This is a genomic window from Acinetobacter sp. ANC_7655 (genome assembly GCF_056784015.1).
This window is the reverse complement of the sequence record NZ_JBWYJB010000005.1, coordinates 44,925-58,413: the sequence shown is the minus strand read 5'-3', so window position 1 is coordinate 58,413 and position 13,489 is coordinate 44,925. Positions and strand designations below refer to the sequence as shown.

Genomic DNA, 13,489 nt, shown 5'->3' with positions numbered 1-13,489 from the left:
CAATAGGTGACTCCTTGCCAAGCAAAGAGTTTGAAACCCTACCGAATATTTATTTGGTAGGGCCCATGGGAGCTGGTAAAACAACCGTTGGTCGACATCTTGCAGATTTACTTCATCGAGAGTTTCTTGATAGTGATCATGAGATAGAAAGAAAAACTGGGGCGACCATCCCATGGATTTTTGAGAAAGAGGGTGAACAGGGATTCAGACATCGTGAATCACTGGTAATTGATGATTTAACATCAAAACAAAATTTAGTTGTTGCGACGGGTGGCGGTGCAGTTACTCAGTCGATTAATCGATCTTATCTAAAAGATCGAGGTATTGTGATTTATCTTTATACTCCCGTAGAAATACAACTTCAAAGAACCTACCGTGATAAAAATCGACCTTTATTACAAGTCGAAAATCCTGAACAGAAATTACGTGAATTATTGAATATTCGTGATCCGCTGTATCGTGAAGTTGCACATCATATTATTGAAACGAATCAAGGTGCTGCGCGTGATTTGGCACAACGTATTCTTAATGTGATTGTCGCAAAAGAATTGAATTAAATTTGTTTTATTGGCTTATAACATCATGCAAACCTTATTCGTTGAACTCGGTGAACGCCGTTATCCTATTTTCATTGGTAGTGATTTAGATCCGCAACAATTACTTGAACCCTATATTCATGGGCAACAGGTCATGATTGTCACCAATGAAACGGTTAAACCGTTGTATTTAAATCACTATGTATCAGCTGTGGAAGGTTTAGGTAAAAAAGTTGAGACATGTGTTCTACCTGATGGTGAATGTTATAAAAATATTGAACATTTGAATTTAATTTTTGATGCCTTGCTTGAGGCAGGATTTAACCGAGATTGTACAGTGCTTGCCTTGGGTGGAGGGGTGATTGGTGACATGGCTGGATTTGCATCAGCTTGTTTCCAACGCGGAGTGTATTTTATTCAAGTCCCGACTACGCTGCTATCGCAAGTCGATTCGAGCGTTGGCGGTAAAACTGGAATCAACCACTCATTAGGCAAAAACATGATTGGCGCATTCCAGCAGCCACAGGTCGTACTTGCGGATATGGCGCAACTTAAAACATTGCCTGAGCGTGAGTTATCAGCAGGTTTGGCTGAAGTCATTAAGTATGCCCTATTAGGAGATGTTGATTTTCTTGCATGGCTTGAGGAAAACATGGATGGTCTGGTTGCACAACATCCAGAATTACTTGCTGAAGCAGTGTACCGCTCTTGTGCACATAAAGCGCGAATTGTGGCCAATGACGAGAAAGAACAGGGTGAGCGTGCATTACTGAATTTAGGTCATACCTTTGGACATGCGATTGAATCTTATCTGGGATATGGTGAGTGGTTACATGGTGAGGCTGTGGCGACGGGAATGGTGATGGCGGCAGATTTATCTTATTTAATGGGGTGGATCACAGAAGCTGACCTTGAACGTACAAAAATTATCATTCAACGTGCGAAATTACCGATAAAATGTCCTCAAATTCCACTTGATGAATTTTTGGCATATATGTCTCATGACAAAAAAGTCCTGAATGGTCAATTACGTTTAGTGCTCTTGAAGTCGCTAGGGCAAGCAGTAATTACCAAAGAGTTTGATGTGGAATTAATGAAACAAGCGATTTTACGTAATCAAGCATAATCTTAGGTTTTCTCATGACGGTACGCCACTCATCCCCACGCACAGCGCAACAATATATTTGGTTGATCGGTGGCATACTGTTTTTAGTCGCATCTTTTGTATTCTGGATTTTGACTGATAGCAAAGAGTTGGTTACTCAGTCTAAGCAAATTGAAGAAACTCAAGTCCAGATTCAACCTGAAAAGGTGGCAGCAACAAATTATTTGGGCGGGCTGACTGATCAAGTGCGACCTTTGGAATTAACTGCGCGTAAAGTGGCTTCAGGAAACCATTTGCCTGAATTTAGAGGCACAAAGTTTATTCAAGACAATAAAAATAATTATTTTATCGAACTATTTCGCGTTACCAATGAAGATGTAATTAAAAGTTTTCTTAATAAGCAAACTGATCGTAAACCATACATTTATTTTCGTTTGAGTGGTGAGGATCAAGTTGAACAGTACATTTTGGGTTATGGGCTGTTTATGGGGGAAGGTGCTGCCAAGACAACTTTAAATGGATTGGATTTAAAGTTACCACCTTCTGTAGCGCCTAAAGTTGCTGGCTTTAATCAGTTTGTGGGTCAAGTCAATGACATGGGTTCTGAAGAACTAACAACTGCAAAATTATACGAAATTAAATTACGACCTGCAGCGGTACCATTGATTGATGAGTCATTGCTGGTTCGTCCTAAGCCAACCCCTGTGGTTGATCCTGCTAAGGCAACAACCAATGTGACTATTACAAGAAAAGATCAGTCAGGAAATGTGGTTGATGTGAGACGTTCGCAATCGAATGTTGACCCTATTTCGAGCGATAATTCAAAGAATAATACGGATAAGCGGAATCAAGAGGCTCAAATTAGTGATCCATTTAATTAAAATGTTATAAAATGGCGCAAAATTAAACGAAAGCATAATAAATTTGCACATCATTGGTGCGATAAAGTGGTTCTAATTTGGTGCCTTTTCGGTTAATAATGACAAAATAATTGAAATAAAACGCTTGCACGGAATAAATAAATATTGGCATAGATTTTGCTTTTATTGGTGCACTGATTAAGTAAATTGTCCCTATTTTGGAGCGAAGACCTTAATTTAGTGTGCGATTTAGTCAAATTGATCTGCTTTAAATGGGTGCAAATCGTCTCGTACATTTGTGAAATTAAATCAGAAAAGACGTTCAATAACGAAAGACATACAGAATCATGTCTTTGTTTTATAAAGAAATCGTATTTGAAGAATAGATAAGTTTTGCCCAATGAGGGCCATGTTGATGAAGGGTACGCTATGCACATGCCATCGCCTAATACTGTAGCTCCCGCTAAAGGTCTATACCAACCGGATGAGTTTAAAGATAACTGTGGTTTCGGATTAATCGCCCATATGCAAGGTGATGCGAGTCATGACTTGGTCAAGACCGCGATTCATAGTTTAAGTTGTATGACGCACCGCGGTGGTATTGCTGCAGATGGTAAGACGGGTGATGGATGTGGTCTACTGTTGGCTATGCCTAAGCAATTCTTCCGTGAAGAAGCAAAACGTTTAAGTGATATTACACTCAGTGAAATTTTTGCAGTAGGTACAGTTTTTCTTAGCCTAGATCCTGCAATTGCTGCACATGCAAAACAAGTGCTGACTAAAGAAATTGAATCAGAAGGTTTGCGTGTAATTGCATGGCGCTTAGTGCCAACCAATAATGAAGCATTAGGCTCAATTGCGATGCAGTCTTTGCCAGCATTTGAACAAGTAATTGTTAACTGTCCAATGGGTGTTGAAGAAGTTGAGTTTAACCGTAAGTTATTCTTGGCTCGACGTCGTGCTGAACAAAAATTAAGTCAAGATAGTTCATTCTACGTTACAACACTTTGTTCAACTGTGATCTCTTATAAAGGCTTAATGATGCCTGAAGCGATTGCAGATTTTTATACAGATTTGGCTGATCCACGTTTGGAATCACACATTGTAGTGTTCCATCAGCGTTTCTCAACCAATACATTGCCACGTTGGCCATTGGCACAACCTTTCCGTTACTTAGCGCACAATGGTGAAATTAATACCATTACAGCAAACCGTAACTGGGCGATGGCACGTACACCAAAGTTTGAAAACCCGCTCTTACCTGGTTTAACTGAGCTCAACCCAATCGTAAACCGTACTGGCTCTGACTCTTCAAGTTTAGACAACATGCTCGAGATCTTGGTTGGTGGAGGTATGGATTTATTCCGTGCACTACGCATGCTCGTTCCACCAGCATGGCAAAACGTTGAAACTTTAGATGCTGATTTACGTGCATTCTATGAGTTCAACTCTAAACATATGGAAGCATGGGACGGGCCAGCAGGTCTTGTGATTCAAGATGGTCGTCATGCGATTTGTATGCTTGACCGTAATGGCTTACGTCCTGCACGTTGGGTAATTACTAAAAATGGTTACATCACACTTGCATCAGAAATTGGTGTCTGGGGTTATGAACCAGAAGATGTGGTCTCTAAAGGTCGTGTTGGACCAGGTCAGATCTTAGTCATTGACACTTTCACTGGTAAATTGCTGGATACTAAAGACGTCAGTAATCATCTGAAAAAAATGCGTCCTTATCGTCAATGGTTGCGTGAAAATTCAGTTCGTATCCAAGGCAGCCCTGAGTTAGAAGAATATCTATGTGATCAAGGCTTAAAAGGCGATGCTTTAAAAGCAGCGCAAAAAATGTTTATGGTGACATTTGAAGAGCGAGATCAGTTATTACGTCCAATCGCTGAAAGTGGTCAAGAAGCAGTAGGTTCGATGGGCGATGATACGCCGATGGCAGTATTGTCTCGTCAAGTACGCCATGTAACAGATTACTTCCGTCAACAGTTTGCTCAAGTAACTAACCCACCAATCGATCCATTACGTGAATCGATCGTAATGTCTTTAGAAACATGTTTGGGTCGTGAACAAAATGTATTTGAACAAGGTCCAGAGCATGCGGATCGATTAATTATTTCAAGTCCTGTACTGTCAAACTCTAAAATGCATCAAATTCGCACTTTAGGTCGTAAGGGCTATGAGATTACAGATATTGATCTAAACTATGCAGAGACTGAAGGTCTAGAAGCCGCGATTACACGTATTTGTGAAGAAGCAGCGCAAGCAATTCGTGATGGCAAAACCCTATTGGTGATTTCCGATAAGAAAATCCGTGAAGGGTTCTTACCAGCCAATGCAGCGATGGTAACGGGTGCTATCCACCATTACCTCATCCATGCAGGTTTACGTACAGATGCAAACATTATTGTTGAAACAGCTTTAGCGCGTGATCCACACCAGTTTGCCGTAATGCTTGGCTTTGGCGCAACAGCAATTTACCCATATCTTGCATATGACGTCATTAATGATTTAATTGCGAAAGGTGAGTTGTTAGGTGATCCGATTCATGCACAAGCGAATTTCCGTAAAGGGATTGAAAAAGGATTGCTGAAAGTCCTTTCAAAAATGGGTATTTCGACTGTTGCTTCATATCGTGGTGGGCAGTTATTTGAAGCTGTCGGTTTATCTGAAGAAGTTGTTAATAAATGCTTCACAGGTGTTCCAAGCCGTATTAAAGGTGCTACTTTTGTTGATCTTGAAAATGATTTGAAAAAATTAGCAGAAACCGCTTGGAAATCACGTAAGCCAATTGAGCAAGGTGGTTTGCTGAAATTTGTATTTGATAAGGAATATCACGCTTTTAATCCTGATGTAATTAATGCTCTACATAAATCTGTACGTTCTGGGAAATATGAAGATTTCAAAGAATATGCTGAGCTTGTAAATAATCGTCCAGTGGCAACCATTCGTGATTTATTTAAACTCAAAACAGAAAATTCAATTCCACTGGATCAAGTTGAATCTGTAGAAGCGATTCTTCCGCGTTTTGACTCTGCAGGGATGTCTTTAGGGGCATTATCACCAGAAGCACATGAAGCGATTGCCATTGCAATGAATACAATTGGTGGTCGTTCGAACTCAGGTGAGGGTGGTGAAGATCCAGCGCGTTACGGCACAATCCGGAACTCAAAAATCAAACAAATCGCATCAGGTCGTTTTGGTGTAACGCCTGCTTACTTAACTTCTGCAGAAGTACTGCAAATTAAAGTGGCACAAGGTGCAAAACCGGGTGAAGGTGGTCAGTTGCCAGGTGGTAAAGTGAATGGCTTAATTGCACGTTTACGCTACTCTGTACCGGGTGTGACATTAATTTCTCCACCACCGCACCACGATATTTATTCAATCGAAGATTTATCGCAGTTAATTTTTGATTTAAAACAAGTTAACCCTCAAGCGATGGTCTCTGTAAAACTGGTATCCGAGCCAGGTGTGGGTACGATTGCTGCGGGTGTTGCAAAAGCCTATGCTGACTTTATTACCATCTCTGGTTATGACGGTGGTACAGCAGCATCGCCATTGTCTTCGATTCATCATGCGGGTTCGCCATGGGAGCTTGGTCTTTCTGAAGCGCATCAAGCCCTTCGTGTAAATGATTTGCGTGGTAAAGTTCGCGTTCAAACGGATGGTGGTTTAAAAACGGGTCTAGATGTCGTGAAAGCAGCTATTTTAGGTGCGGAAAGCTTCGGTTTTGGTTCTACACCAATGATTGCGTTGGGTTGTAAATACCTCCGTATCTGCCACTTAAATAACTGTGCGACTGGTGTAGCGACTCAGCAAGATCATTTGCGTCAAGAGCACTATATCGGTGAACCACAAATGCTCATTAACTTCTTCACCTTTATTGCTGAAGAAACACGTGAGTGGTTGGCTGCATTAGGTGTATCAAGTTTGAAAGACTTGATTGGTCGTACCGATTTACTAGAAATGCTACCTGGTGAAACAGATAAGCATGCTCACCTAGATTTAAGTGCTTTACTTGAATCACATCCAGCTGCTGAAGGCAAAGCTCAATATTGCGAAGTCGAAGGAAATGCACCATTTGATAAAGGTGTTTTGGCTGAGTCTATGATCGCAGAAATATTGCCTGCGATTGAAGCTGGTACAGGTGGTGAATACAGTTTTAGCATTGGTAACTGTGACCGTTCTATTGGGGCACGTGTTTCAGGTGAGATCGCTCGTCGCTATGGTAACTTAAGTATGGAAGCACACCCTGTTAAAGTGAATTTGACAGGTACTGCTGGACAATCACTTGGTGTATGGAATGCGGGTGGTCTGCATATCAAGCTTGAGGGTGATGCGAATGACTATGTGGGTAAAGGTATGGCGGGTGGTCGTATCTCAATTTTCCCACCGAAGGGTTCTCCATTCCAAACACAAGAAACAGCGATCATTGGTAACACATGTTTATATGGTGCAACAGGCGGTAAATTATTTGCTGCAGGTACAGCTGGTGAACGTTTTGCTGTTCGTAACTCAGGTGCGTTCGCGGTGATTGAGGGTGCTGGAGATCACTGTTGTGAATACATGACAGGTGGTATTGTGACGGTACTGGGTAAAGTTGGTCATAACTTCGGTGCAGGTATGACAGGTGGTTTTGCTTATGTACTTGATTTAGATAATAACTTTGTTGATCATTATAACCACGAGTTGATCGAGCTTAATCGTATTTCGACCGAATCAATGGAAGAACATAAAGAGTTCTTAAGCCGCATTTTAGATGAGCATATTAAGGAAACTGGTAGTGCTTGGGCGTACAAGATCCGTAACGAGTTTGATTTCTACAGCCGTAAATTCTGGTTGGTGAAACCAAAAGCTGCAAACTTGCAGACTTTATTAAAAACAACTCAAGCTGATCCTCAATAATTCCACTACTGCAGATATATAGGCAGATGCAGCTGAACTAACAATAGACTGCATCTACCCACGGAGAGAGACATGGCAGAACGCCTTAATAATGACTTTCAATTCCTGGATGTCGCACGCCAAGATCCAGAGAAAAAAGATCTCAACGTCCGCAAAGCTGAGTTTGTGGAAATTTATAAACCCTTTACAGCTGAAGTTGCGAAAAACCAAACACATCGCTGTTTAGGTTGTGGTAACCCTTACTGTGAATGGAAATGTCCAGTACATAACTATATTCCAAACTGGTTAAAACTGATTGCTGAAGGTCGTATTTTTCAAGCAGCAGAGCTTTGCCACCAAACCAATACTCTACCGGAGGTGTGTGGTCGAGTTTGTCCTCAAGACCGTTTGTGTGAAGGTGCATGTACACTAAATGATGGGTTTGGTGCGGTGACCATTGGAAATGCTGAAAAGTATATTAATGATACGGCATTTGCATTGGGCTGGCGTCCTGACATGTCTCATGTCAAATGGACAGATAAAAAAGTCGCGATTATTGGTGCAGGCCCTGCAGGTCTAGGTTGTGCGGACATTTTGGTGCGCAATGGTGTTAAACCTGTCGTATTTGATAAGCGCCCAGAAATTGGTGGTTTGCTGACCTTTGGTATTCCTGAATTTAAGATGGAAAAGGACGTGATGAAACGTCGTCGTGAAATCTTTACAGGCATGGGGATTGAATTCCGTTTAAATACAGAAATTGGCACAGACATCACTATTGATCAATTGCTTGCTGATTATGACGCTGTCTTCATGGGTATGGGAACATACACATACATGAAAGGTGGTTTCGCAGGTGAAGATTTGGAAGGTGTTTATGATGCGCTTGATTTCTTAATTGCCAATGTGAATCGTTGCCAAGGTTGGGAGAAAGATCCTTCAGAATTTATCAGTGTGGAAGGTAAGAAAGTTATTGTACTCGGTGGCGGTGATACTGCTATGGACTGTAACCGTACTTCAATCCGCCAAGGTGCAACATCTGTCACTTGTGCATACCGCCGCGATGAAGAAAACATGCCAGGTTCACGCCGTGAAGTTAAAAATGCGCGAGAAGAAGGTGTTGAATTTCAGTTCAATCGTCAGCCGATCGAAATCGTGGGTGAGAATGGAAAGGTCACAGGTGTTAAATTTGTGACGACTCAACTCAGTGAGCCTGATAGTCGTGGTCGTCGCAGTCCTGAACCGATCCCAGGTTCAGAGGAAATCTTACCTGCTGATGCAGTGCTGTTGGCCTTTGGTTTCCGTACAAGCCCTGCAGAATGGTTTAATGATGTAAGTATTAATTTAGATGGTTCAGGTCGTGTCGTTGCTCCTGAGCATCAACAATACAAGTTCCAAACTTCTAATCCGAAAATCTTTGCCGGTGGAGATATGGTGCGTGGTTCTGACTTGGTCGTAACTGCGATTTGGGAAGGACGTCAGGCTGCTGAAGGTATTTTAGATTATCTTGATGTTTAAACGAAAACATGCCTTACAAAAAATCCTACTTCGGTAGGATTTTTCATTTATATGCATGACTTGTTTGACAATCTCTTGTTGAATATTCAAAAGTATCCAATTCAAGAACTATCTTACGAATCATGTAATTAAATTAAAAAAGAGAATGGAGTTGTAATTTAATTTGCGACTTTATTGGCAAAAAATATAATTTATTTGTCTGTGTGGTTATTTTTGCAATATTAAATCTGATTTATTCTGACAGTATGAATAAGAAATGTTATATCCATATAGGCTCTAAAATGACAACTACACAAATCGCCAAAGATAAATCTTATTTAAATCGTCCAAAAGCGATTGGGATTACCGTACGACGTTTAAATTATAATCCTAAAGCCATACGACGCCATTTTTTCGCGAATTCTCCTGTCATGTCACACTTGTTGACGGCACTTTCTTCTACCTTTCCAATTGGTGAACAATTCTTTGTTCATAGTGTTCGTAATGTACGAGATAAAGTGAAAGATGAAAAATTACAAGCGCAGATTGCAGCATTTATTGGTCAAGAAGCGATGCATTCAAAAGCACATGCGGAATTTAATGACGCTTGGCGCCGTGATGATTATCAACTTGACAACTTTCAAGCATGGTTAGCGCGACGCGATGAATTTATTCGTACTACCCATCCAAAATTGCAGTTAGCAATTACCTGTGCTTTTGAGCATTTTACAGCGTTATTGGGTGGTTATATTCTTCGTCATCCTGAAGTCCTGTCGACCTTAGATGAAGATGCAACTAAGCTTTGGGTGTGGCATGCTATTGAAGAAATCGAGCATCGAGCAGTTGCATTTGATGTCTACCAAGCGGTATATAAAGATAACAAAGTGCGCCGCAATATTATGCGTAGCGTAACCACAGGTTTTGCGAGTCTTACATTTTATTCAGCAACTCGATTATTTTGGCAAGATCGTCGAAAAAGCTTACCGAAGGTCAGTGGAAACTTATATGGTATTTACCTGATTTCTAAAATGATGATCGAGCTAATTCCAGAATATTTATCATATTACAAAGAAGATTTTCATCCTTCTGAAATTGACTATACGGATATCGTGAATCATTGGAAGGCAAAATTAGCTGAAGAATATCAAGTGGAAGGCTTCCAAGAGCATCCCCAACCTGTACTATATAGCTAACAAAAAAACCTAGCGAAAGCTAGGTTTTTTTATTACTTAGATGAGTCTTGATTAAACTGACGCATTCTTCTTTGGCGCTGCCAAGGGAGAGGGCGGTCTAGTGCTTCGGGGACATCGCCTGATGTAGAGCGTAAACGTAAATGTAATGCAGCTTGTGCAATTAAATTTGCCGATACAGGCGCCGTAATAAAGGCAAGTAATGTAATCAGTAGTTCAGCAAACCCAAAGCGACTATGAAAAGCTGAATAAATCATAGCTGCTATTAAAAAACTACCTAAGCCTAGTGTGCTCGACTTTGTAGGGGCATGCAGACGCATGAACAGATCGGGTAACTTTACGATTCCAATTCCACCTACAAGGGTAAAGAAGGCACCGGTAAGAAGGAAGAATGAAACTAAGATTTCCATGATGAGCTGAGTATTCATATTGTTCTCCTAGTCCACCACATGGCCTGTCGTAAAATAACGAGCCAATGCTGCTGTGGATACGAATCCAAGCATTGCCACCAACAATGCACCTTCGAACAATGAAGTACTTGCCCAAAAAATTCCAAGTACCACGACCAAGCAGGTTGCATTCAGAAATAAAGTATCTAGTGCGAGTAGTCGATCTACCATAGAAGGACCAATGACTAAACGTATTAAGCAGAGCAGCATTGAAATCGTAATTCCAATCAAACTAATTCCCAATGCATAAAGTAAGATCGTCATGCTGAATCTCCTTGTTTCACATGGAAAATCGCCATAAGTGGTGCTTCATAGCGTTGTTTGATTTCCAAAATATCGGCTTCGGGATCATCTGAGTTAATTGAATGAACCAAAATGTCACCGCGTTCTTGGTCGATTCCAGCACTTACTGTGCCAGGTGTAGTCGTAATGATCATTGCCAATAAGCTGTTGACCTGATCATGATCAGTATCTAATGGAACACGATACCACTTGGGATGAAGACGGTCAGTTGGTCCAAGCACTTGCTTAGCGACACGGATATTACTGATGATAATGTCCCAAAGTACGACCAAAATTAATTTGCACGCTAAATCCCAATGAATATTGGGTGTGCGAATGATAAAAGGTTGTACCAATTTTGGGATGACTAAACCAATCACAATGGCAACTAAAATATCAAAAAACTGAGCGCTTTGTGCCAGCATTAGCCAACTTATTCCCACAATCACAGAAATAAAAGGATGCGGGAAAACTCGATCGAGTAGAGAACTTTGTTGTTTCATTTATTGCTCCATCGGTTGAAGTTTAGATTGAACTTCTTCAGGCTGAAGCTGATTCAATTCTTGCTCTTTAATTTGACGTTGCTTGTACTCAGAGATATGTTCTCCTTCGAGTGCCTTCTCGCTTACGATATGTGGAATATAATGCGCATTTTGGTCTGCAGATTCCCCGCCATATTTTGTTTCTGGCAGATAATTTGGATCAAATGGTTGCACACTAATCACTTTGCCTTGTTCATCTTTTTTCAGGACAGCTGCAATATATTGCTCAGAATCATTCAGTTGGACTGCGGTATATTGAATATACTGAGTAATTGGATTTGCGAAAGCCACATAAGCAATAAGGCCAATCAGGAAAATATAAATCGTGGTGTGATTACGAGATGGTGCCTGATTTGGTAATTTTTGATATTCCAAATATGCTTCTTCTTTAGGATTGTTTTCAGGAGTTGTAGAACGCCAGAAAATGACAAATCCTAAGCGCGTGAAAGCAATGATACTAAGCAAGCTCACAATCAGAATGACAATAATAATGAGCAATTGATAGCTAGATACAGAGGCCGCTTGAAGGATAAATACTTTTCCAAAGAATCCACTGAAGGGTGGAAGCCCTGCCATCATGAGTGCAATAATGAAGAAGCAAATCGAAACTAGCGTCTGCTGTTTCATGATTGGTGCGATTTTTAGATGATCTTTGAATGCACCACGCTGCGAAGTAATCCAACCGCATAGCAAGTAGAATGCAGCGGCAATAATCGTACTATGCACGAGGTAATATAGCGCTGCAGCCCAAGCATCTGCAGTCATCAGAGAAAGGGCGATTGCAATCGTTCCTATAGACGATAGGATCATGAAACCAACAAAACGACGCATTCGCTCTGCACCAATCGCACCAATTACACCATAAATAGTCGTAATTAAACCAATTGGAAGCAGCCAAGTGCTGAGAATTTCTCGCGAAAGCTCATCGGTGAATACGGTTCCATTCACACGTAAAATGGCATAGATACCCACTTTGGTCATGATGGTGAATAATGCGGCTACAGGGGTCGTGGCGACGGCATAAGTTTTAGGTAGCCATAGTCCGACAGGGAGGATTGCAGCCTTGATACCAAAGACTACAAACAGCATTAATCCGCCTGCAACTGCCATATTGTACTGATCACCTTCAAGTGTACGTACAATTCGACCCACATCAGCCATATTCAGGCTACCAGTATTACCATAAATCATCCCTAAGCCAATCAAAAAGAATGCAGACGCTAATAGGTTGATCGTTACATAGTGAATACCAAGTTGGAAACGTGCTTTGCCTTGACCATGTAGAAGCAATACATATGAAGCCATCAATAGCACTTCAAAGAAAACAAACAAGTTAAATAAGTCGCCTGTTAGAAATGCACCACATAATCCCATGAGTAAAAAATGGCTCATTGCATGGAAATAGCGTCCACGTTCATCCCATTCTTTACTTGCAAACCAAATAATTGGTGTCGCAAGAGCATAGGTAAGCACGAGCATAAAGGCTGCCAAACGATCTACTACAAGTACAATGCCAAAAGGAGCTGACCACTCGCTTAAACTATACACATAGATCTGACCAGAGTTCGCCTGAATTAAGTAAATGATTGCAGTCGCTAAACCAAGAAAAACCGATGTTAAACTGATTCCACGACGCCAAGGTTGACGCCAGTCATGCGCTAAAGATCCTGAACCTGGATTACCCAATAGCACTAAAATAAATGCAGTAAATGTCGGAATTAAAATACTTAAAATTGGCGAGTGGGTGAGCCATAAATCATAAAAATTCATCATTAAGGCTCATCCTCTCTTGGGTCTGTATTGATTATTTCTTCTTTAGAGTCAACATGATCAGTACCCGATTCATAACGACTTCTCAATGCTAGTTGCACGATAAAAGCAGTTGTGGCAAAACCGATTACAATTGCCGTTAATACAAGTGCTTGAGGTAATGGATCTGTAACTTGAGTGGCATTGGTTAAAATCGCAGGTGAATTTAATTGAATCCGCCCCATTGCAAAGAGAAATAAATTGACTGCATACCCTATCATGGCCAAGCCTAGTACCACAGGGAAAGTGCGGGCACGTAAAATCAGATAAATACCAGTGGCAACCAATAATCCAATAGCGGAGGCGAGTAAAAATTCTAAACTAATCATTCT

At 41.0% G+C, this 13,489-nt stretch carries 11 protein-coding genes; 6 read left to right on the top strand and 5 right to left on the bottom strand.

All coding sequences use genetic code 11. The annotated features are described in order from the left end of the window. Window positions 1-14: 14 nt before the first annotated feature. The 6 genes from aroK (at window position 15) to AC1M9N_RS07395 (ending at window position 10,078) form a co-directional block, all read left to right on the top strand. A complete protein-coding gene (gene aroK, locus AC1M9N_RS07420; RefSeq protein ID WP_035263975.1) occupies window positions 15-557 on the top strand; it encodes a shikimate kinase AroK in 543 nt (180 codons plus the stop codon). Between the two features lie 25 nt (window positions 558-582). Further along, complete coding sequence (gene aroB, locus AC1M9N_RS07415; protein WP_035263978.1) at window positions 583-1,662, top strand: 3-dehydroquinate synthase; 1,080 nt, start codon at window positions 583-585, stop codon at window positions 1,660-1,662. Between the two features lie 14 nt (window positions 1,663-1,676). Beyond that, window positions 1,677-2,522, top strand: a complete 846-nt coding sequence (locus AC1M9N_RS07410) for a hypothetical protein (RefSeq protein ID WP_481596119.1) — start codon at window positions 1,677-1,679, stop codon at window positions 2,520-2,522. A 414-nt stretch (window positions 2,523-2,936) separates the two neighbouring features. Then, complete coding sequence (gene gltB, locus AC1M9N_RS07405) at window positions 2,937-7,412, top strand: glutamate synthase large subunit (RefSeq protein WP_481954555.1); 4,476 nt, start codon at window positions 2,937-2,939, stop codon at window positions 7,410-7,412. A gap of 72 nt (window positions 7,413-7,484) precedes the next feature. Further along, window positions 7,485-8,906 carry an FAD-dependent oxidoreductase gene (locus tag AC1M9N_RS07400; protein WP_035263992.1) on the top strand — a complete coding sequence of 474 codons (1,422 nt, stop codon included), beginning with the start codon at window positions 7,485-7,487 and terminating at the stop codon, window positions 8,904-8,906. Window positions 8,907-9,187: 281 nt separating this feature from the next. Continuing rightward, on the top strand, window positions 9,188-10,078 hold the full coding sequence (locus AC1M9N_RS07395; RefSeq protein WP_481954525.1) for a metal-dependent hydrolase: 891 nt from the start codon (window positions 9,188-9,190) through the stop codon (window positions 10,076-10,078). A gap of 32 nt (window positions 10,079-10,110) precedes the next feature. Here AC1M9N_RS07395 and AC1M9N_RS07390 read toward each other — a convergent pair whose 3' ends face one another. Genes AC1M9N_RS07390 through AC1M9N_RS07370 form a run of 5 tightly spaced genes read right to left on the bottom strand, consistent with a single transcriptional unit; the run spans window position 10,111 to window position 13,486 of the window. Continuing rightward, window positions 10,111-10,503, bottom strand: coding sequence for a Na+/H+ antiporter subunit G (locus AC1M9N_RS07390; RefSeq protein WP_481596121.1), 393 nt, complete (start codon window positions 10,501-10,503; stop codon window positions 10,111-10,113). 9 nt (window positions 10,504-10,512) lie between these two features. Then, window positions 10,513-10,788 (bottom strand): monovalent cation/H+ antiporter subunit F, encoded by a 276-nt coding sequence (locus AC1M9N_RS07385; protein ID WP_481596122.1) that lies wholly within the window; start codon window positions 10,786-10,788, stop codon window positions 10,513-10,515. Continuing rightward, window positions 10,785-11,309: a Na+/H+ antiporter subunit E gene (locus AC1M9N_RS07380; RefSeq protein ID WP_481954523.1), complete on the bottom strand. Its 525-nt coding sequence runs from the start codon at window positions 11,307-11,309 to the stop codon at window positions 10,785-10,787. The genes AC1M9N_RS07385 and AC1M9N_RS07380 overlap by 4 nt, the downstream gene beginning before the upstream one ends. After that, window positions 11,310-13,121 carry a monovalent cation/H+ antiporter subunit D gene (locus tag AC1M9N_RS07375; protein WP_481954522.1) on the bottom strand — a complete coding sequence of 604 codons (1,812 nt, stop codon included), beginning with the start codon at window positions 13,119-13,121 and terminating at the stop codon, window positions 11,310-11,312. Then, window positions 13,121-13,486, bottom strand: coding sequence for a Na+/H+ antiporter subunit C (locus AC1M9N_RS07370; protein ID WP_092767259.1), 366 nt, complete (start codon window positions 13,484-13,486; stop codon window positions 13,121-13,123). The genes AC1M9N_RS07375 and AC1M9N_RS07370 overlap by 1 nt, the downstream gene beginning before the upstream one ends. Window positions 13,487-13,489 lie beyond the last annotated feature (3 nt).

Excerpts from the sequence above, each read along its gene's own strand:
- AC1M9N_RS07385 (WP_481596122.1), bottom strand. The coding sequence starts at position 10,788 with ATGACGATCTTACTTTATGCATTGGGAATTAGTTTGATTGGAATTACG.
- AC1M9N_RS07400 (WP_035263992.1), top strand. The coding sequence starts at position 7,485 with ATGGCAGAACGCCTTAATAATGACTTTCAATTCCTGGATGTCGCACGC.
- aroB (WP_035263978.1), top strand. The coding sequence starts at position 583 with ATGCAAACCTTATTCGTTGAACTCGGTGAACGCCGTTATCCTATTTTC.
- AC1M9N_RS07380 (WP_481954523.1), bottom strand. The coding sequence starts at position 11,309 with ATGAAACAACAAAGTTCTCTACTCGATCGAGTTTTCCCGCATCCTTTT.
- AC1M9N_RS07410 (WP_481596119.1), top strand. The coding sequence starts at position 1,677 with ATGACGGTACGCCACTCATCCCCACGCACAGCGCAACAATATATTTGG.
- AC1M9N_RS07370 (WP_092767259.1), bottom strand. The coding sequence starts at position 13,486 with ATGATTAGTTTAGAATTTTTACTCGCCTCCGCTATTGGATTATTGGTT.
- gltB (WP_481954555.1), top strand. The coding sequence starts at position 2,937 with ATGCCATCGCCTAATACTGTAGCTCCCGCTAAAGGTCTATACCAACCG.
- AC1M9N_RS07390 (WP_481596121.1), bottom strand. The coding sequence starts at position 10,503 with ATGAATACTCAGCTCATCATGGAAATCTTAGTTTCATTCTTCCTTCTT.
- AC1M9N_RS07375 (WP_481954522.1), bottom strand. The coding sequence starts at position 13,121 with ATGATGAATTTTTATGATTTATGGCTCACCCACTCGCCAATTTTAAGT.
- AC1M9N_RS07395 (WP_481954525.1), top strand. The coding sequence starts at position 9,188 with ATGACAACTACACAAATCGCCAAAGATAAATCTTATTTAAATCGTCCA.